This window comes from Flavobacterium sp. Root420, assembly GCF_001427905.1.
Lineage (GTDB): Bacteria > Bacteroidota > Bacteroidia > Flavobacteriales > Flavobacteriaceae > Flavobacterium.
The window spans coordinates 246,667-265,717 of sequence record NZ_LMEF01000023.1 but is presented as its reverse complement, the minus strand read 5'-3'; the positions used below and the strand labels follow the sequence as shown (position 1 = coordinate 265,717).

Genomic DNA, 19,051 nt, shown 5'->3' with positions numbered 1-19,051 from the left:
AAAAATATAATTTTTGCTGAGAAAACAATAGTAATTCTATTGTAATAAATAAAAGGGAAGTTTACTTTTGTGTACAGTTCTCAAAACCAAATGAAACACAATATTAATGGAAAGCTATATTATAATTTTACTTTGTTTAGCTGCTTTTGCTGCAGGATTTATTGATGCAATTGTTGGTGGCGGAGGACTCATTCAAACACCAATGGGATTAATTTTATTGCCCAATTTACCGGTTTCTACAGTTATTGGAACTTTAAAATTACCAGCTTTTACCGGAACTGCTTTTGCTGCTTTCCAATATTTGAAAAAAGTAGTTATTCAGTGGAAATTACTTTTGATTATGATGTGTTTAGCCGTTCCCTCAGCATTTTTGGGTTCTACAATTTTGACAATGGTGAGTAATGACTTTATGAAACCGCTTTTGCTCGTGGTTTTGTCCTTACTATTCATATATACTTATGCGAAGAAAAATTTTGGTCAGCATGTTGCAAAAGATCATTCACCAACAACACAAATAATTTACGCAGTTGTTATCAGTGTGATTGTTGGTTTTTATGATGGATTTATCGGTCCTGGCACCGGAAGTTTTTTTGTTGTGGCTTTTATAGCGCTTTTAGGCTTCGATTTTTTGCATGCTTCTGCGAATGCTAAAATGGTAAATCTGGCTACTAATTTCGGTTCAATCTGCTTGTTTATGATAAAAGGAAAAATCATATGGACAATCGCGATTCCGATGGCAGTCAGCAATGGACTTGGAGGATGGCTTGGCGCTAAACTGGCAATCAATAAAGGGAATGGCTTTATTCGGATTTTCTTTTTGGTTGTGGTAATCGGTACTTTGATTCGATTTGCGTATGATGTGTTTTTTAAATAAGGTATAAGAGGGTGAGATTCTGAGTGCTAAGTTTTATTCTGTTTTTTGTTTACTATCATTTAATTGGAGTATATTTGTATTATATTAATACTAATGGTATCATAAGATGATAGAAATAGTTGAAAATTACGAGAATTACATCAATAGTCTACCTGAATTAATAGGTAAGTCGTATTATAAAGCAGAATTTTTTATGCAAAAATTAGGTTTAAAACACGCAACTTATTATAGAAAGTTAAAATCGAAAAACTTCACTCATCAAGAAGTTAAGCTAATTACTACACTTTTATTTCCTGAAGAAATTTTACTTCAGCAGCTAGAAAAAAGCGAAGAAGATATTAAAGCAGGGAGAACGATAGATTTTTCAGATTTTAAAGAAAAACTAAAAGCTAAGTACAATATCTAAATTTGTTGGATTTCTTTTGTTGTCCCAAAAAAGAACTACATAAATTACTTGAAGTTCGATTTTGTAAAACAAATAAACTTGATTTGATATTAAGAATTTTCGATAGGAAGTTTTTTTATATCTAGATCCAATTTGATTATTATGTTCAATCATGTGCAGAATTGAAATAGTATTTTAGAAAAAGAAGCTGATTTACTTTCAGAGTATTTATACAGGATGTCAAAATATGTTTTCTCAGCTACTTCAGTAATTACTATTTTCATTTTATTTCATAAGTTTTGCAAATATAAGATTATTTAAAATTAAGGAATTTTCTTTCAAGATATTTAAAAGAAGCCAATTGTTTGTATCTGAGCCCCGATAGAGGTGGTATCCTCGCATCCCGATGGCTATCGGGAGGAGAGATATAGCCGAAAGCGGGAATGCTGTCTGAAAAAGAGCCCTTTGTTTTGCTTCGGACAAATATTTTATAATGACCTAATTAACCAATTTTAAAATATCTTAGTAACTTAGAACCTTAGTCTCTTAGTATCTTTCTTTTTACATCTTTAATTGCTATTTTTGCATAAAAGGAGAAAAATTTCATGCAAAAATATATTGACCAGCTAAACGAAGCACAACGAGAACCCGTTTTAAAGAAAGACGGGCCAATGATTATTATTGCTGGTGCAGGATCTGGAAAAACCCGTGTTTTAACTATTAGAATTGCTTATTTGATGGCGCAGGGTGTTGATGCATTCAACATTTTGTCGCTTACTTTTACAAATAAAGCGGCCCGTGAAATGAAACACAGGATTTCGGATATTGTGGGAGCAACGGAGGCTAAAAACCTATGGATGGGAACTTTTCACTCAATTTTTGCCCGTATTCTTCGTTCAGAATCGGATCATTTGGGTTACCCTTCCAATTTTACGATTTATGATTCACAAGATTCCGCCAGACTTATTTCTTCTATTATTAAAGAAATGCAGCTGGATCGTGATATCTATAAACCAAAGCAGATTTTAGGCCGAATTTCAAGCTATAAAAATAGTTTGATTACAGTAAAAGCCTATTTCAACAATCCTGAATTGGTTGAAGCCGATGCAATGGCAAAAAGACCGAGATTGGGAGAAATTTACCAGCAATATGTAGAGCGCTGTTTTAAGGCCGGTGCCATGGATTTTGATGATTTATTATTGAAAACTAATGAGTTACTAACTCGTTTTCCAGAAGTTTTAGCGAAATATCAGAATCGTTTCCGTTATATTTTGGTTGATGAGTATCAGGATACAAATCATTCTCAGTATTTGATTGTTAGGGCTTTATCTGATAAATTTCAGAATATTTGTGTAGTTGGAGATGACGCTCAGAGTATTTATGCTTTTCGTGGAGCGAATATTAATAATATCCTAAATTTTCAGAAGGATTATGAAGGTGTTGTAATGTTTCGTTTGGAGCAAAATTACCGTTCGACCAGAAATATTGTTGAAGCGGCAAACACTGTAATGGAACATAATAAAACCAAACTGGATAAAGTAGTTTGGACGGCGAATGATTTTGGAGCAAAAATTAAGGTTCATCGTAGTTTGACGGATGCAGAAGAAGGACGTTTTGTGGCCAGTACCATTTTTGAACAGAAAATGCAAAATCAGCTTCATAATGGAGCTTTTGCCATTTTGTATCGTACTAATGCTCAGTCGCGTGCGATGGAGGATGCATTAAGAAAACGCGATATTCCGTATCGAATTTATGGTGGATTGTCTTTTTATCAACGTAAAGAAATCAAAGATGTTTTGTGTTATCTGCGTTTGATAATCAACCCAAAAGATGAAGAGGCTTTGGTTCGTGTGATTAATTATCCAGCTCGTGGAATAGGAGATACAACTGTTGAAAAACTTACGATTGCTGCGAATCATTACAAACGTTCGATTTGGGAAGTAATGGTAAATATTGATAAGATCGATTTAAAACTGAATACCGGAACAAAGAATAAACTGAATGATTTTGTGACGATGATTCAGAGTTTTCAGGTAATCAATGAAAACCAGGATGCCTTTTATATTACAGATCACGTTGCCAAAAAAACAGGTTTGGTTCAGGAATTGAAAAAAGATGCTACACCTGAAGGAATGGCAAAAATTCAGAACATTGAAGAGCTTTTAAACGGTATAAAAGATTTTACTGAAGGCCAAAGAGAAATTGACGGTGCAAGAGGAGCTTTATCTGAATTTATGGAAGATGTTGCACTTGCAACTGATTTAGATAAAGATACTTCTGATGAAGATCGTGTAGCCTTAATGACGATTCACCTGGCAAAAGGACTTGAGTTTCCTCATGTTTTTGTGGTTGGTATGGAAGAAGATTTGTTTCCAAGTGCGATGAGTATGAGCACCAGAAGTGAATTAGAAGAAGAACGTCGTTTATTTTACGTAGCTTTAACTCGTGCAGAACATCAGGCGTATCTGACATATGCGCAATCGCGCTACCGTTGGGGGAAACTGACAGATAGTGAGCCATCGCGTTTTATTGAAGAGATCGATCCGCAGTATTTAGAATATTTAACGCCTGCAGAAAGTAATTACCGTTACAAACCGATGATTGACGGTGATATTTTTGGAGATGTTGATAAATCTAAATTACGACTGGCAAAACCAATAGGAGGAACGCCACCAAAACATATTACCGATAACGAGCCAAAACCGGATTTAAATATTCGCAAGCTAAAACCTGTTGCAGGTAATGCACCAAGTGCCTCAAATGCGAATTTATTTGATAGTAAACTAACTATTGGAAATGTAGTAATGCACGAACGTTTTGGAAAAGGTGAAGTTGTTAATTTAGAAGGTTTTGGTCCCGATAAAAAAGCTGAAATAAAATTTGAAGTTGGTGGAATTAAAAAACTATTACTGAGATTTGCAAAGCTTGATATAATAGGTTAAAAAATAGAAGAAAGAAAATAAATAGAGGCAAGAAAAAAGACTTTTCATAAAACTTAATTTAATTGAAATTATCAGTTTTTTGGAGGGTACTTATTTGTTGATAACGACATATTTAGTTTTTAACTCATGATGTTTTTGCAGGGACTTGATTTTCATTGTTCACATTTTTTCTTTATATTCCGTGGAAATGGAAATATTCTTCATTTTAATTGAATTTATTTGCATGTGAATTAACTATATACACTAAAAGTTTTAAAAGGAATAAACTTTAGTCTTTATTCTATAATCTAACATCTTTATTCTAAAAAAAAATGGCTGAGTTCATAAAAATATACCCTGATAAACCAAGTGAAGCTGCAATTGCAAAAGTGGTAAAAGTGCTTCAAAATGGCGGTTTGGTAATTTATCCAACTGATACTGTTTACGGTTTGGGTTGTGATATTACCAATTCACGTGCCTTAGAGAAAATTGCTAAGATTAAGGGAGTAAAGTTAGAAAAAGCAAACTTCTCCTTTATTTGTCACGATTTGAGTAATCTATCAGATTATGTAAGACAGATCGATACGGCAACTTTTAAAATTTTAAAAAGGGCATTACCTGGTCCCTATACTTTTATTTTGCCGGGGAATAATAATTTGCCTAAAGAATTTAAAAAGAAAACAACGGTAGGGATTCGTGTTCCGGATAATAATATTGCTTTAGAGATTGTACGTCAATTAGGAAATCCAATAGTTTCAACCTCTATCCGTGATGAAGATGATGTAATAGAATATACAACAGACCCGGAATTGATTTTTGAGAAATGGCAGAACCTTGTTGATATGGTAATTGATGGCGGTTATGGTGACAATGTAGGGTCGACAATTATTGATTTATCTGAACACGAGCCTGTAATTGTAAGGGAAGGAAAGGGAGATATTGATATTTTGTAAAAAAATACTGAAATTGCATAAAAGTTTAAAATAAATAACTAACTTTAGGATAGTTAAAATTTAGTTAGTTAATTAAAAATAATGTTGTTCTTGATTTGCATTTAATTGCCGAATTAAAAGAATTAAGAATACAAAAAAGCAGGTCAATTGACCTGCTTTTTAGTTTTTTAAAGTATGTAAAACGCTAATTATTTAGCTTGTTTTTTCATTTCTTTTTCAATCATATCGTAGAATTGATCGATTTTTGGCATAACCACAATACGAGTTCTTCTGTTACGTGCTTTGTTTTCAGCGCTGTCATTTGCAACTAAAGGTACATATGAACTTCTACCAGCAGCAATTAATTTTGCAGGGTTAACTCCAAGATCATTTGTTAATACACGCACAATAGAAGTAGAACGTTTAACACTTAAATCCCAGTTGTCCAGAATTATACCATTGCTTTTGTATGGAACATCATCAGTATGACCTTCAACCATACATTCGAAATCTGGCTTGTCATTAACTACTTTTGCAACTTTAGCTAAAACAGATTTTGCTTTATCACTTACTTCATAACTACCGCTTTTGAATAATAATTTATCTGCGATAGAAATAAATACAACTCCTTTTTCAACATTGATTTCGATATCCGGATCGTTGATTCCAACAGCACCTTTTAAACTTGTAACTAATGCTAATGTCACACTGTCTTTTTTAGTTAAGGCATCCTGAAGTCTGGAGATTTTTAAATCTTTTTCTTTTAAACTCTCTAGAGATTTTTCAAGGTTTTCAGCTCCTTTAGTAGTTAATACAGTTAAATCTTTAGAGCTGTTTATTAAGTCTTGATTGTGTGCTTTATAACTTTCAGCTGTAGCTGCTAATCCTGCTTTTTCTTCTAAACAAGAATTTAATTTAACTGTGCAAGAGTTTAATAAATCTTGTGTCTCTTTGTTCTTAGCTTCTAATGCTGCGTATTGCTTTTTCGATACACAAGAAGTTAAGGCCATTAATACTGATAGTGCGATAACTATTTTTCTCATAGGTATTATATTTAATTAAACGTTGATTACAAATTTAGTTTTTAATATTTTGATTACTGTTAAAGATTTCTTTAAATACAGTCAATCTCTTAATGTAATATAGGTAAACGATACTTTTTACGGTATAGTATTGCTGTATTTGAAAATCTTTTCTTTCCCGAAGATATTTTAAAGATATACAATAAAAAGAAAAGTGGGCCTTTAGAATTGCTAAAGTATGGCTGAATTTTCCTTGTGTAAGAAAACGAATACCAGCGATTCCATCTAAAATCATTCGAAAGAAAATTCTAAAAAACAATCCTTTTTTTGGTAAATTTTTTACAAGCATTAGCAATGAATTCCTAAAATTTAAAAATGTCTTTCTCGGATTTCCCTGTTGCAATGTCGCGCCTCCAAGATGATAAACAACTGATTTAGAATTGTACTTAATAATATGTCCCTCATTTGCAGCACGCCAACACAAGTCAATTTCTTCCTGATGCGCAAAAAAGCTTTCATCAAAACCTTTCAATTCATCATATACTTCTTTTCGGATAAAGAAACAAGCTCCCGAAGCCCAGAATAATTCACAGTTATCATCATACTGCCCATTATCTTTTTCAATGGTATCAAAAATGCGTCCTCTACAATAAGGAAAACCATATTTATCAATAAATCCACCAGCAGCACCGGCATATTCAAAATAGTCTTTGTTTTTATAATCAAGAATTTTGGGCTGAATAATTGCGGTCTGTTTTTCAGCGTCAAAAGTTTCAAGTATTGGTTTTAACCAATTTTCTGTTACTTCAATATCTGAATTGACTAAGGCATATATTTCGGCATTTACCTCCTTTAAAGCATCGTTATACCCTTTTGCAAAACCATGATTGCCATTGTTTTGGATAATTTTTATGGTTGGGAAATTTTGTTTGACGAAATGTATTGAATCGTCTGTAGAAGCATTATCGGCTACATAGATAGTAGCTTCTGCTGAAAATTGAAGAACTGAAGGCAAAAACTGCTCAAGCAATTTTTTTCCATTCCAATTTAAAATGACAACTGCTATTTTATCCAAAAGTATGTGATGTTATGATTTAATAAATTTCTTTGTAATCCGGCAATGATTTTAAAAACTCATATTTTTCATTTTCAAAATCCATCTGACAATAAAAATGATTCAGACCGTTTGTGACTTTCAAAAACCGTGCCTGCATTGTCATATTGTAACGGGCAATTTGATCAAAAGTTGCCTGTGATATTTTTACTTCTGGTGCTTTGCATTCTACTAATATATGTATAGAACCGTCAGAATTGAATACCACTACATCATAGCGTTTTCGTAAGCCATTGACTGTTAAAACTTTCTCTACGTTTATGAGGGATTTTGGGTATTTTTTTTCATTCATTAAATAATGAACAACGTGCTGACGAACCCATTCTTCAGGAGTAAGAATGATGAATTTTTTTCTGATTTCATCAAAAATAGACACTTTATTTTCGCTATTTTTGAATCGAAAAGGATATGAAGGAAAATTTAGCTTTAACATAAAGCAAAAATATAAAATAAAGATTATGGTTTTCAATCTGAAATCTAAAATCTAAAATCTGCACTTAAAATAAAATGGACGAAGTTGTAAAAATTGTTAATGATATCAAAGCGGGAAATATAAAGCCAATTTATTTTTTAATGGGAGAAGAACCTTATTACATTGATAAATTATCGGAATATATTGAGGAAAATGTTCTTTCAGAAGAAGAGAAGGGATTCAATCAAACGGTTTTATACGGAAGAGATGTTTCTGTTGAAGATATTGTTTCAACGGCCAAGCGCTATCCTATGATGTCTGACCGTCAGGTTGTTATTGTGAAAGAAGCACAAGATTTATCCAGAACAATAGATAAAATCGAGTCCTATGTTAATAATCCAATGCAAACTACGGTTTTGGTTTTTTGTTATAAATACAAAACACTGGACAAACGTAAAAAAGTAACCAAATTATTAGCACAAAATGGTATCGTTTACGAGAGTAAAAAATTATACGAAAACCAGGTTGGTGATTGGATAAAACGAGTTCTTGCCGGTAAAAAATATACTATTGATCCTAAAGCAAACGCTATGTTGGTAGAGTTTTTAGGAACAGATTTGAGTAAAATTAATAACGAACTGGAAAAATTACAAATTATTTTGCCACAGGGTACTGTAATTACGCCACAACATATTGAGGAGAATATTGGTTTTAGTAAAGATTATAATGTTTTTGAATTAAGAAAAGCTATTGGCGAGCGGAATCAGTTAAAAGCATATAAAATTGCCGAAAATTTTGCTCATAATCCTAAAGAATATCCACTGGTAATGACGACCGGATTGGTGTTTGGTTTTTTTGTTCAGCTTTTGAAATACCATGGATTGAAAGATAAAAACCCAAAAAATGTAGCTTCAGCAATTGGCGTAAATCCTTATTTTCTAAAAGAATATGATTTGGCTGTAAAAAATTATCCGATGCGGAAAGTGAGTCAGATTGTTGGTGCTTTGCGTGATGTGGATGTTAAAAGCAAGGGTGTTGGCGCTAATGCTTTACCACAATCAGATTTGCTTAAAGAAATGCTATATAAAATATTTAATTAAGCCGTGGAAATTCACGATATTTGCACTTCTAAAAATAAATCACATTAAAAATAATTATTACAATTATGGGAATGAATAAAAATACCGTTTTAGGATGGGCTACTTTTATAATGATACTTATGGGATTGTTACTTATAGGTCTTGGCGCTTTTAGATACAGCGAAGTATCGGGCTGGGGTTTTGTGGCCGTTGGTGTTGGCTTTTTAGCGAATGCCTGGGTTTTTAATGCTTTGAAAGGAAGAGTTTAGAAAAATTCAATTGCAATAACAATATTAAAATTCAATAGAAAATAATTAATTAAAATAAAAAATATATAAAATGTCAGACGATAAGAAAGTAATTTTCTCAATGCAAAAATTGAGTAAAACCTATCAAGGAGCAGACAAACCAGTGCTTAAAAATATTTATTTGAGTTTCTTTTACGGAGCTAAAATTGGTATTTTAGGTTTAAATGGTTCTGGAAAATCTTCTCTTTTGAAAATTATTGCCGGAGTAGATAAAAATTATCAGGGTGATGTTGTCTTTCAGCCTGGTTATACGGTTGGTTATTTAGAACAAGAGCCTATTCTTGATGATTCTAAAACAGTCATCGAAATTGTTCGTGAAGGAGCCGCAGAAACAATGGCGGTTTTAGAAGAATACAATCAAATTAATGACTTATTTGGTCTTCCGGAGAATTACGAAGATCAGGACAAAATGGACAAGTTGATGGATCGTCAGGCCGCTTTGCAAGATAAAATTGATGCTCTTGGTGCTTGGGAAATCGATACAAAACTTGAAATTGCAATGGATGCTTTGCGTACGCCGGAAGGAGATACGCCAATTAAAAACCTTTCTGGAGGTGAGCGTCGTCGTGTGGCTTTATGTCGTTTGTTGTTACAGCAGCCTGATGTATTGTTACTTGATGAGCCTACTAACCACTTAGATGCAGAGTCTGTACTTTGGTTAGAGCAGCATTTAGCGCAATATGCCGGAACTGTAATTGCCGTAACGCACGATAGATATTTCCTTGATAATGTTGCTGGTTGGATTTTAGAGCTGGATAGAGGAGAAGGTATTCCATGGAAAGGAAATTATTCTTCGTGGTTAGACCAAAAATCAACCCGTATGGCACAAGAAGAAAAAGTAGCTTCTAAACGCAGAAAAACGTTAGAACGCGAGTTGGACTGGGTTCGTCAGGGAGCAAAAGGGCGTCAAACGAAGCAAAAAGCGCGTTTACAGAACTACGACAAATTATTAAACGAAGATCAAAAACAACTGGATGAAAATCTGGAAATCTATATCCCGAACGGTCCGCGTTTAGGAACCAATGTAATTGAAGCTAAAAATGTAGCAAAAGCTTTTGGAGATAAATTGTTGTATGATAATTTAAATTTCACTTTACCGCAAGCTGGAATTGTTGGAATTATTGGGCCAAACGGTGCTGGTAAATCAACCATTTTCAAAATGATTATGGGCGAGCAAAAAACGGATAGTGGAGAATTTTCAGTTGGAGAAACAGTGAAAATTGCCTACGTTGACCAGTCGCACTCTAATATTGATCCGAATAAATCGATCTGGGAAAATTTTGCCGATGGTCAGGAATTGATTATGATGGGTGGAAAGCAAGTAAACTCAAGAGCTTATTTATCTCGTTTTAACTTTGGTGGAGGTGAGCAAAACAAGAAAGTTTCAATGCTTTCAGGAGGTGAACGTAACCGTTTGCACTTAGCAATGACTTTAAAAGAAGAAGGAAACGTACTTTTACTGGATGAGCCTACGAATGATTTAGATGTAAACACACTTCGTGCACTTGAAGAAGGTCTGGAGAATTTTGCAGGTTGTGCTGTAATTATTTCTCACGACAGATGGTTCTTAGACAGAATTTGTACACACATTCTGGCTTTTGAAGGAGATTCTGAAGTTTACTATTTTGAAGGAGGTTTCTCTGAATACGAAGAAAATAAAAAGAAACGTTTAGGTGGTGATTTAACTCCAAAACGTTTGAAGTACAGAAAGTTGATTAGATAATTTCTAATAAATTTCAAATTTAAAAATCCCAAATTCTAATCTTAAGTGATTTGAATTTGGGATTTTTTTATGTTCAATCTTGTAATTCCTCGGGATGACAAAAAAAGTGATAATTGGAATTTGGAATTTTGTAAATTGGAATTTAAAGAAACTTAGCTTTCAATTCCGGAGTAGGAATCATACAGCTTTCTTTTTTGCCATACCATTTGTAGCGATTCTTGGCAATATAGTCATAAATATAATTTCTAAGTTTTTCAGGAAAGATTCTAATAATAGATATTAGACTATAAATTCCTCCCAGTTCTTCTGCAATTTCTATAGCAGCTGAAGATTTATAGTAATAAGCAACACCAGGATTATATAAAATTATACTATCAATTTTATTCTGATCAACACCAATATAGTTACAAATCTCTTTCCCAAAATCTGATTGCAAAGCCACAAAACGAAAAATATCTTTTTTATCATTTTTGATGATAAATTGAACGGCGCTGTTGCATAAATTGCAAACGCCATCGAAGAGAATTATTTTTTTATTTGGTGGAAAGTCAGTCATGAGTGTTAGATTTTTAGGTTTTAAAATGCAATGTTTTATAGGTATTTGTTTTATCTATTAAAATGAAAATTCATATAAAATTTACAAATCAAAACATGCTGTCATAAATTTATTTTAAGCCATTTTTAAAAAACAACGATCTTCTTTCTCGTAATTTTGAAGATCTTCATTTAAATCGCTTTATTTTAATTTTGACAATTTTTAATCATAATTCCAGGCTGAAAACTGCGACCGAAAACTGAAAACTTTATTTCTTCCCAGCCTCAACAAATTCCAATTCATCCAAACTTACCTTCGAAGTAAAAATCCCGTAATTCACAGTTGCTTTATTTTTTTCTATTGAATCAATACTCCCAACAGATCTTCCATCTAACATTCTTACACGATCTCCAACTTTCAAAATTGGTTTTGGTTTTTCGATGATAGGTTTCAGTTTCTTTTCTTTTTTCTCTTTTCGTATTTCTTCAACCTGAACAGAAACTTCAGCGATAACTTCTTTCTTCTTTTCGATTATGGCTTTAGCTTCTTTTGGAGTTGCTTTTTTACGTTTTGAATTTTCAATTTCAATAATTTTCAAAAATTCTCCAATAAGTTCCTTCTTATTTTTGTTGTTAAAATATTTTTCTGAAATATCTTCAATTTTCTGACCAATGTAAATAGTCTTCTGGTTGCTGTCGTATAATTCCTGATAGCTTTCCAGTTTCTGTTTAATTTTTACATTGATATTTTCCATCTTTTTGCTTTCTTCACGGGCTCGGGTTTCTTCTTCCTTTAAATTGATAGAAGTTTTTTCGAGCTTCGATCTTTCTTTCTGAAGTGTTGCAATGGTTTTGTCAAAACGAACTTTTCCAACTTCGATTTTCTTTTTGGCACGATTAATCAATCCAAACGGAATACCATTTTTCAAGGCAACCTCAAAAGTAAACGAACTTCCGGCTTGGCCTAAAGCCAGTTTGTACATTGGCTCAAGTGATTTTTCATCGAACATCATATTCGCATTGGTAGCAAAAGGCAATTCGTTAGCCAAAATTTTCAAATTTGAATAGTGTGTGGTAATAATTCCAAATGCTTCACGATGGTAAAATTCTTCTAAGAAAATTTCTGCCAAAGCGCCTCCTAATTCAGGATCAGAACCGGTACCAAATTCATCAATCAAAAACATGGTTTTCTTGTTGCACTTCTTCAGAAAATAATTCATGTTTTTCAGACGATAACTGTAAGTACTCAAATGATTTTCAATAGATTGGTTATCTCCAATATCGGTTAAAATTCTATCAAATAAGAAAGTTTCACTTCGTTCGTGAACCGGAATCAACATGCCGGACTGTAACATCAGTTGTAGTAAACCAACTGTTTTGAGCGATATTGTTTTTCCACCTGCATTTGGTCCTGAAATTACAATAATTCGATTATCTTGTTTTAATTCAATAGTTTGCGGATGCGTAACTTCGTTTTTCTCTTTGTTATTCAAATACAAAATCGGATGATAAGCTTCTCTAAAGAACAATCTTCTTTCTTCGGTTATTGTTGGTAAAATTCCGTTAATTCTATTGGCATATTTTGCTTTTCCCGCAACAACATCAATATCACTCAAAAATCCCTGGTATTCAATTAGTAAAGGCAAATACGGACGAATCTGATTTGATAATTGTTTTAGAATTCGCGTGATTTCTTCTTTTTCTTCGTATTCCAGATTCGCTAATTCTCTGGAGTATTGTAAAGTAGCTTCCGGTTCAATATAAGCAATACTTCCAGTTTTGGAACTTCCTAAAATTGAACCTTTTACTTTACGACGATACATCGCTAAAACCGCTAAAACTCTACGATTTTGCACGAAACTTTCTTTAATATCGTCCAAATAACCAAGGCTATTATTGTGAGAAAGAGCAACTCCAAAACTTTGGTTTACTTTACCGCGAACAATATTCATATTTTGGCGAATGCTCAATAAAGCTGGAGAAGCATTGTCTTTTATTTCTCCATATTTGTCTACAATAGCATCAATTAAGGTAACGATATCTTTGGTGTATTCTACTCTTGAAGCTCTCGCGTTTAGATTTGGGTAATAATCGTCAAACTTTTTAAGGAAATTTAGCAAGAAATTGGATGTTGACGAAAGTGTAGCAATTTTTCTAAAACTGCCTACTTCCAAAAAACTATCTTCAATAGCTAAGAATTTGATTTCGTGTGTAATGGCGTCAAATCCGTGATTCGGAATTGCGTTATTATTTTGAAAAGAGGAAACATATTCTGATGTCTGCAATAAAGCCTGCATCAAAGTTTCTTTATCTCTAAATGGTGTTATTTGTAAAGCTTTTTCTTTTCCAATATCTGTGTTACAACCTGCTGAAATGGTTTCGAGCACCGTTGGAAATTGTAAATCTTGTAATGTTTTTTCGGTAATACTGATCATTTAATTCCTTTAATAAAGTACATGCAAAAGTACGAAATTAGTAGCATTGAATTCTAGAAAGTTCAGGTCTAAATTTTATTGCTTTAAATATGATTTTACTTAAAAATTCCGGAAATTCGCATAAAAAAAGTTATGGACATAAAAATGCATTCTTCCTGGAAACCAGTTTTAAGTGATGAATTTGAAAAAGCCTATTTCAAGGAATTAATTGCTTTTGTAAAATCTGAGTATGCCACTAAGATTTGTTATCCAAAAGGGAGTCAAATTTTTTCGGCGTTTGACCATTGTCATTTTGATCAGGTAAAAGTGGTTATTATAGGCCAGGATCCGTATCATGGCCCAAATCAGGCGAATGGATTGTGTTTTTCTGTAAATGACGGAATTCCGTTCCCTCCATCTCTTTATAATATTTTTAAAGAAATCGAAAAAGATTTGAACAAACCGATTCCCAAGACAGGTAATTTAGAACGCTGGGCAGATCAGGGTGTTTTTCTTTTAAATGCGACTTTAACAGTGAGACAATCTGAGGCTGGAAGCCACCAGGGCAAAGGTTGGGAGAAATTTACTGATGCAGTTATTAAGCAGATTTCCGCTGAAAAAGAAAATGTAGTTTTTTTACTTTGGGGAGGTTTTGCTCAAAAGAAAGCTGCATTAATTGATGCGTCAAAACATCATATTCTAAAATCCGGACATCCTTCTCCTTTAAGTGCTAACAGAGGATTTTGGTTTGGAAATAAGCATTTTAGCCAAACAAATGATTTTTTGAGATCAAAAGGACTGAAAGAAATAGAGTGGTAGTAATAAACACAAATTTCACAGATTTGCACTAATTAATAATTTGTGATAATTCGTGAAATTTGTGTTATTGGCTTTGTTTATTTCTTAACAATTTCGTCTAAAATCGCTTTATTTTCAAAATTGATTACTTTTAAAATAATTTCTTGATTCTTAGCTGTTTTTCCTTCAATAATATAAAGTTTTCCTTTTTTGAACGGAACATTACTTTGATCAAAATCAACATCTCCAAAAGTCAGTGTGTTTTTAACATCAACTGTATCAACCCATTTTTCATTCAAAGTTTGGATTGCTTTATCGGAATATTGAAAAGGTTTTGTGCGTAAATTATTTAAAACCCGGGCGTTTGGGAAGTAATTGCAACGGGTATCTTTCCCACTAAATACAAGGGCTACAAAAAAGCATCCCATAACTAAACCAATCAAATAATAAGCAAAACGATGTACGAACTTCATGAAATAAAATTTTTGCAAAGGTACAGTAAAGTTCCTTTAAAATACAAGTAAATTAATATCGTTGTCTGGCAAATCGAACCAATCACCAATTGCTTTATTTGTTAGGATTCCGTGGTATAAATAAACTCCGTTTTTTAATCCTTTATTGCATCTGATAGAGCTTTCTAAACCACCGTCGTCTGCTATCTGAAGTAAGTATGGAGTTAATATGTTACTAATTGATAATGAGGCAGTTTTGGAGTATCTTGATGGGATATTTGGTACGCAATAATGCAAAACATTACTTTTTATGAAAGTCGGTTTTTCGTGTGTGGTAACTTCTGAAGTTTCAAAACAACCTCCGGTATCGATGCTAACGTCGACAATTACGGCTCCTTTTTTCATGTGTTCAACCATAGTTTCTGTCACTACAATCGGGCAGCGTTCTTTACCGCGCATGGCGCCAATTGCGACATCACAGCGTCTTAACGCTTTTAATAATGCTTTTTGTTGTACTGTAGAAGTAAAAATTCTTTGGTTTAAATTATTTTGCAAACGACGTAACTTTGTAATCGAATTGTCAAAAACCTTCACATTTGCACCAAGTCCAATGGCAGTTTTAGCAGCAAACTCGCCAACAGTTCCAGCGCCTAAAATTACAACTTCGGTAGGGGGGACGCCGGTAATGTTTCCGAATAATAATCCTTTTCCAAATTCATCTGTAATCATTAATTCGGCAGCAATAAGGATTGATGCTGTTCCGGCAATTTCACTTAAAGATTTTACTGCAGGATAAGATCCGTCTTCATCTTTAATATATTCGAAAGCTAGTGCGGTTATCTTTTTTTGAGCTAAAGCTTCAAAATATTCTTTCTTTTTAGTTTTTAACTGAATAGCCGAAATGATAATCGTTTCAGGATTAATCATTTTAATTTCAGCCAGAGTAGGTGGCTCTACCTTAAGTAACATTGGACAGCCAAAAACTCTTTTGGTGTCTTTTGTCACTTCCGCACCCGCATCACTATATTCCTTGTCAGAATAACTCGAACTCTCGCCGGCACCAGATTCAATCATTACACGATGTCCTTCGTATGTAAGAGAGTTAACAGCGTCTGGTGTCAGGCAAATACGACGTTCCTGATAACTTGTTTCTTTAGGTATCCCTATGAAAAGCTCTCTTTTAAATCGGCCCACCTCAAGTTTTTCTTCTTGTGGTAACAATTGTTGTTTCGTAAATGGAGTTAAGGTAATTGACATGGGTTGTGCAAAAAATTAAGAGTACAAATTACGTAAAAAGTTTTAAAATTAGTGCAAATTTTCTGCTAATACTAAAAGTGAGTATTAAGAGATTGTTTTTTCCATTTTTATGTCGGCTCTTTCGTAGCTGACATCTTCTAATCGAACTTCAACAAAACCAAATTTTTCATATAAATGAAGAGCAGGAAGCAAAATTCTATTTGAATATAAAAGTAACTTTTTGATATTATTTTCTTCAGCGACAGCTACACTATGAACCAATAATTTATTTCCAATTCCGAGACCTTGTGCTTTGTCTGACACCGCCATTTTGCTCAATTCGAAAGTGTTCTCATCTATCTTCATCAGAGAAACTGTTCCGAGGATTGCATCATTATATTTAGCGTAAAAAATCATTCCGCCTTTATCTATAATCTCTTCCTGCGGATTTGAAAGTACTAATTCATCTTTTTCCTCAACTCTAAAATATTTTTGGAGCCATTCTATGTTTAAAGTTTTTATGTGTTCTTTTAAATCTGCTGAGTAGGGGATTATTTCTACTGTATTTTGGGTATTCATAATAATATTAGTTGTTAAGAGGTACATGAAGTTTTCGCAAAGGTTCGCAAAGTTTTTTAAAATATTCTTTGCGATTCTCTATAAAGTCTTTGTGAATCTCTGTGGAATTAAACCAGTTCTAAACTTCTCTTTCCATCAGTCAACAACTCAATTGTAACTGTAGAATGTTCTTCCGGAATTAAATTGGCAATTTTTTCAGACCATTCAATAAAACACCAATTTCCAGAATATAAATAATCATCAACACCCATATCAAGCGCTTCGGTTTCTTTGTTTAATCTGTAGAAATCGAAATGATAAACGATTTGATTGTTAGACGTGTAATATTCATTAACTAAAGAAAAGGTTGGACTACTTGTAGCATCCTGAACGCCTAAGCTTTTGCATAATTGCTTGATTAAAGTAGTTTTTCCGACACCCATTTCTCCATTGAAAAGAATGATTTTTTTTGGATTTGAAGCTATAATTTGCTCCGCTACTTCCTGAATTTGATCTAATGAAAAAACGATATTCATTTGTGTTTATTTATTATATAGTCTCAGTTTACAGTTTTCAGCTGCGACTGTAAACTGCGACTGAAAACTTTTTTTTTATTTCGGATTAAAAACCAAAAAAGGTATAATCATTTCTTCTAACGAAATCCCTCCGTGTTGGTAGGTGTTTCTGTAATAACTCACGTAATGATTATAGTTGTTTACATAAGCCAAAAAGGAATCATTTTTAGCGAATATAAAGGAGCTACTCATATTTATAGCTGGTAATCCAATATCTTTCGGTTCTTTTACAACGTATACATCTTTTTGTTCGTAAGTCAAACTACGACCGGTTTTGTAACGCAAATTTAAACTTGTATTTTTATCTCCAACTACTTTCGAAGGGTTTTTTACATTGATAGTTCCGTGATCTGTGGTCAGAATTAATTTGAAACCTAAAAGCTGTGCCTGTTGGATAATTTCTAAAAGCGGAGAGTTTTTAAACCAGCTTAATGTCAATGAACGATAGGCTTTATCATCAGAAGCTAACTCTTTTACAACCTCCATTTCTGTCTTGGCATGCGATAACATATCTACAAAATTGTAAACGACTGTAACTAAATCATTGCCTTTTAAAGCTTTGAAGTTCTCAGCCAGTTTTTTTCCGCCTACGTAATTCGTGATTTTGAAATAATCTTCTTTGATATTTAAGCCTAAACGTTTTAATTGAGCAGAAAGAAATTCGGCTTCATAAAGGTTTTTTCCGCCGTCTTCAACATCGTTTTTCCAGTATTGTGGAAATTGTTTTTCCATTTCGATTGGTAATAATCCAGAGAAAATAGCATTTCTGGCATATTGAGTTGCTGTTGGAAGAATCGAGAAATAAGGAACTTCTTTTTCTAATTTATAATAGTTAGAAACCACTGTTTCAAAAGATTTCCACTGGTCATAACGCAAATTATCAATAACCACAAACAAAATTGGTTTGTCTTTTTTCTTGATTTCCGGAACAACTAATTCCTTAAACAAGTTGTGAGATTGAATAGGTTTATCTGCTTTTGGAACAAACCAGTCTTCGTAATTTCTTTCGATATATTTTCCGAATTGCGAATTGGCTTCAACCTTTTGAGATTCAAGTATTTCAATCATTCCCTGATCGTTAATATTCTCCAATTCTAATTCCCAGAAAATCAATTTTTTATACAATTCAACCCAATCTTCAAAAGAATTAACCATTGCTAATTCCATTGAAATTTTACGAAATTCTTTTTGATAATCTAAAGTTGTTTTTTCAGAAATCAATCTTGAATGATCCAGGTTTTTCTTCAAACTCAATAAAATCTGATTAGGATTTACCGGTTTTATCAAATAATCCGCGATTTTAGAACCAATCGCTTCTTCCATTATATATTCTTCCTCGCTTTTGGTAATCATAATCATTGGAATGGCCGATTTTTTTTCTTTCATTTCCGAAAGTGTTTCCAAACCGCTCATTCCCGGCATATTTTCATCCAAAAAAACAATATCAAAATTATCTTCTTCAAACAAAGCAATAGCATCTAAGCCGTTGTTACAAGTAGTTACAGCATAGTTTTTTTTCTCCAGAAATAATATATGTGGTTTTAAAAGATCGATTTCATCGTCGACCCAAAGTATTTTTATCTTGTCCATAAACGTATTTTAATTTTTATGCAATTTAGAAGTATAGAACTTAAAAAGTATTAAAAATAGTATAAAATTCAGAATAATTAATACTGTTTTTAGATTAAAAATCTTTTTTAATTAAGATAATTTT

General features: G+C 32.9%; 18 protein-coding genes. 8 read left to right on the top strand and 10 right to left on the bottom strand.

Features of this window, described 5'->3' with window-relative positions; translation table 11 throughout:
• The first annotated feature begins 106 nt into the window (after positions 1-106).
• The 4 genes from ASC72_RS13195 to ASC72_RS13175 all read left to right on the top strand — a co-directional run bounded on the left by ASC72_RS13195 (position 107) and on the right by ASC72_RS13175 (position 5,133).
• Positions 107-874: a TSUP family transporter gene (locus ASC72_RS13195; RefSeq protein WP_056191436.1), complete on the top strand. Its 768-nt coding sequence runs from the start codon at positions 107-109 to the stop codon at positions 872-874.
• Between the two features lie 106 nt (positions 875-980).
• Complete coding sequence (locus ASC72_RS13190) at positions 981-1,280, top strand: hypothetical protein (RefSeq protein ID WP_056191434.1); 300 nt, start codon at positions 981-983, stop codon at positions 1,278-1,280.
• 584 nt (positions 1,281-1,864) lie between these two features.
• On the top strand, positions 1,865-4,201 hold the full coding sequence (locus tag ASC72_RS13180) for an ATP-dependent helicase (protein ID WP_056191433.1): 2,337 nt from the start codon (positions 1,865-1,867) through the stop codon (positions 4,199-4,201).
• 311 nt (positions 4,202-4,512) lie between these two features.
• Positions 4,513-5,133: an L-threonylcarbamoyladenylate synthase gene (locus ASC72_RS13175; protein WP_056191431.1), complete on the top strand. Its 621-nt coding sequence runs from the start codon at positions 4,513-4,515 to the stop codon at positions 5,131-5,133.
• A gap of 188 nt (positions 5,134-5,321) precedes the next feature.
• On the opposite strand, the gene ASC72_RS13170 is transcribed toward ASC72_RS13175, so the two are convergent.
• From ASC72_RS13170 to ASC72_RS13160, 3 genes are read right to left on the bottom strand one after another with little or no spacing between them, the layout of a single operon-like run.
• On the bottom strand, positions 5,322-6,155 hold the full coding sequence (locus ASC72_RS13170; protein ID WP_056191429.1) for an OmpA family protein: 834 nt from the start codon (positions 6,153-6,155) through the stop codon (positions 5,322-5,324).
• Positions 6,156-6,189: 34 nt separating this feature from the next.
• A complete protein-coding gene (locus tag ASC72_RS13165) occupies positions 6,190-7,209 on the bottom strand; it encodes a glycosyltransferase family 2 protein (RefSeq protein WP_056191427.1) in 1,020 nt (339 codons plus the stop codon).
• Positions 7,210-7,228: 19 nt separating this feature from the next.
• A complete protein-coding gene (locus ASC72_RS13160) occupies positions 7,229-7,681 on the bottom strand; it encodes a type I restriction enzyme HsdR N-terminal domain-containing protein (RefSeq protein ID WP_056191426.1) in 453 nt (150 codons plus the stop codon).
• Positions 7,682-7,755: 74 nt separating this feature from the next.
• Between ASC72_RS13160 and holA the strand changes: the two genes are divergently transcribed.
• The 3 genes from holA to ettA all read left to right on the top strand — a co-directional run bounded on the left by holA (position 7,756) and on the right by ettA (position 10,770).
• The gene (gene holA / locus ASC72_RS13155; RefSeq protein WP_056191424.1) at positions 7,756-8,760 is read left to right on the top strand and encodes a DNA polymerase III subunit delta; all 1,005 of its coding nucleotides are present in this window, start codon (positions 7,756-7,758) and stop codon (positions 8,758-8,760) included.
• A 71-nt stretch (positions 8,761-8,831) separates the two neighbouring features.
• A complete protein-coding gene (locus tag ASC72_RS13150) occupies positions 8,832-9,008 on the top strand; it encodes a CAL67264 family membrane protein (RefSeq protein WP_198528495.1) in 177 nt (58 codons plus the stop codon).
• 70 nt (positions 9,009-9,078) lie between these two features.
• Positions 9,079-10,770, top strand: a complete 1,692-nt coding sequence (gene ettA / locus ASC72_RS13145) for an energy-dependent translational throttle protein EttA (RefSeq protein WP_056191419.1) — start codon at positions 9,079-9,081, stop codon at positions 10,768-10,770.
• 142 nt (positions 10,771-10,912) lie between these two features.
• On the opposite strand, the gene ASC72_RS13140 is transcribed toward ettA, so the two are convergent.
• On the bottom strand, positions 10,913-11,326 hold the full coding sequence (locus tag ASC72_RS13140; protein ID WP_056191417.1) for a thiol-disulfide oxidoreductase DCC family protein: 414 nt from the start codon (positions 11,324-11,326) through the stop codon (positions 10,913-10,915).
• A 247-nt stretch (positions 11,327-11,573) separates the two neighbouring features.
• Entirely contained in the window at positions 11,574-13,739 is a 2,166-nt protein-coding gene (locus ASC72_RS13135) for a DNA mismatch repair protein MutS (RefSeq protein ID WP_056191415.1), read from the bottom strand.
• A gap of 132 nt (positions 13,740-13,871) precedes the next feature.
• On the opposite strand from ASC72_RS13135, the gene ASC72_RS13130 reads away from it, so the two are divergent.
• On the top strand, positions 13,872-14,537 hold the full coding sequence (locus ASC72_RS13130; protein ID WP_056191413.1) for a uracil-DNA glycosylase: 666 nt from the start codon (positions 13,872-13,874) through the stop codon (positions 14,535-14,537).
• A 77-nt stretch (positions 14,538-14,614) separates the two neighbouring features.
• On the opposite strand, the gene ASC72_RS13125 is transcribed toward ASC72_RS13130, so the two are convergent.
• The 5 genes from ASC72_RS13125 to ASC72_RS13105 all read right to left on the bottom strand — a co-directional run bounded on the left by ASC72_RS13125 (position 14,615) and on the right by ASC72_RS13105 (position 18,927).
• Positions 14,615-14,989, bottom strand: coding sequence for a DUF4258 domain-containing protein (locus ASC72_RS13125; RefSeq protein ID WP_056191412.1), 375 nt, complete (start codon positions 14,987-14,989; stop codon positions 14,615-14,617).
• A 36-nt stretch (positions 14,990-15,025) separates the two neighbouring features.
• Positions 15,026-16,225, bottom strand: coding sequence for an alanine dehydrogenase (locus ASC72_RS13120; protein WP_056191410.1), 1,200 nt, complete (start codon positions 16,223-16,225; stop codon positions 15,026-15,028).
• 84 nt (positions 16,226-16,309) lie between these two features.
• A complete protein-coding gene (locus ASC72_RS13115) occupies positions 16,310-16,783 on the bottom strand; it encodes a GNAT family N-acetyltransferase (protein ID WP_056191937.1) in 474 nt (157 codons plus the stop codon).
• A 107-nt stretch (positions 16,784-16,890) separates the two neighbouring features.
• Entirely contained in the window at positions 16,891-17,298 is a 408-nt protein-coding gene (gene tsaE, locus ASC72_RS13110) for a tRNA (adenosine(37)-N6)-threonylcarbamoyltransferase complex ATPase subunit type 1 TsaE (protein ID WP_056191408.1), read from the bottom strand.
• Between the two features lie 75 nt (positions 17,299-17,373).
• On the bottom strand, positions 17,374-18,927 hold the full coding sequence (locus ASC72_RS13105) for a bifunctional response regulator/alkaline phosphatase family protein (protein WP_056191406.1): 1,554 nt from the start codon (positions 18,925-18,927) through the stop codon (positions 17,374-17,376).
• Between the last annotated feature and the right edge of the window lie 124 nt (positions 18,928-19,051).

Bases quoted from the DNA above. Each gene is read 5' to 3' on its own strand.
- ASC72_RS13195 (WP_056191436.1), top strand. From the start codon at position 107: ATGGAAAGCTATATTATAATTTTACTTTGTTTAGCTGCTTTTGCTGCA.
- ASC72_RS13190 (WP_056191434.1), top strand. From the start codon at position 981: ATGATAGAAATAGTTGAAAATTACGAGAATTACATCAATAGTCTACCT.
- ASC72_RS13180 (WP_056191433.1), top strand. From the start codon at position 1,865: ATGCAAAAATATATTGACCAGCTAAACGAAGCACAACGAGAACCCGTT.
- ASC72_RS13175 (WP_056191431.1), top strand. From the start codon at position 4,513: ATGGCTGAGTTCATAAAAATATACCCTGATAAACCAAGTGAAGCTGCA.
- ASC72_RS13170 (WP_056191429.1), bottom strand. From the start codon at position 6,155: ATGAGAAAAATAGTTATCGCACTATCAGTATTAATGGCCTTAACTTCT.
- ASC72_RS13160 (WP_056191426.1), bottom strand. From the start codon at position 7,681: ATGTTAAAGCTAAATTTTCCTTCATATCCTTTTCGATTCAAAAATAGC.
- holA (WP_056191424.1), top strand. From the start codon at position 7,756: ATGGACGAAGTTGTAAAAATTGTTAATGATATCAAAGCGGGAAATATA.
- ASC72_RS13150 (WP_198528495.1), top strand. From the start codon at position 8,832: ATGAATAAAAATACCGTTTTAGGATGGGCTACTTTTATAATGATACTT.
- ettA (WP_056191419.1), top strand. From the start codon at position 9,079: ATGTCAGACGATAAGAAAGTAATTTTCTCAATGCAAAAATTGAGTAAA.
- ASC72_RS13140 (WP_056191417.1), bottom strand. From the start codon at position 11,326: ATGACTGACTTTCCACCAAATAAAAAAATAATTCTCTTCGATGGCGTT.
- ASC72_RS13135 (WP_056191415.1), bottom strand. From the start codon at position 13,739: ATGATCAGTATTACCGAAAAAACATTACAAGATTTACAATTTCCAACG.
- ASC72_RS13130 (WP_056191413.1), top strand. From the start codon at position 13,872: ATGGACATAAAAATGCATTCTTCCTGGAAACCAGTTTTAAGTGATGAA.
- ASC72_RS13125 (WP_056191412.1), bottom strand. From the start codon at position 14,989: ATGAAGTTCGTACATCGTTTTGCTTATTATTTGATTGGTTTAGTTATG.
- ASC72_RS13120 (WP_056191410.1), bottom strand. From the start codon at position 16,225: ATGTCAATTACCTTAACTCCATTTACGAAACAACAATTGTTACCACAA.
- ASC72_RS13115 (WP_056191937.1), bottom strand. From the start codon at position 16,783: ATGAATACCCAAAATACAGTAGAAATAATCCCCTACTCAGCAGATTTA.
- tsaE (WP_056191408.1), bottom strand. From the start codon at position 17,298: ATGAATATCGTTTTTTCATTAGATCAAATTCAGGAAGTAGCGGAGCAA.
- ASC72_RS13105 (WP_056191406.1), bottom strand. From the start codon at position 18,927: ATGGACAAGATAAAAATACTTTGGGTCGACGATGAAATCGATCTTTTA.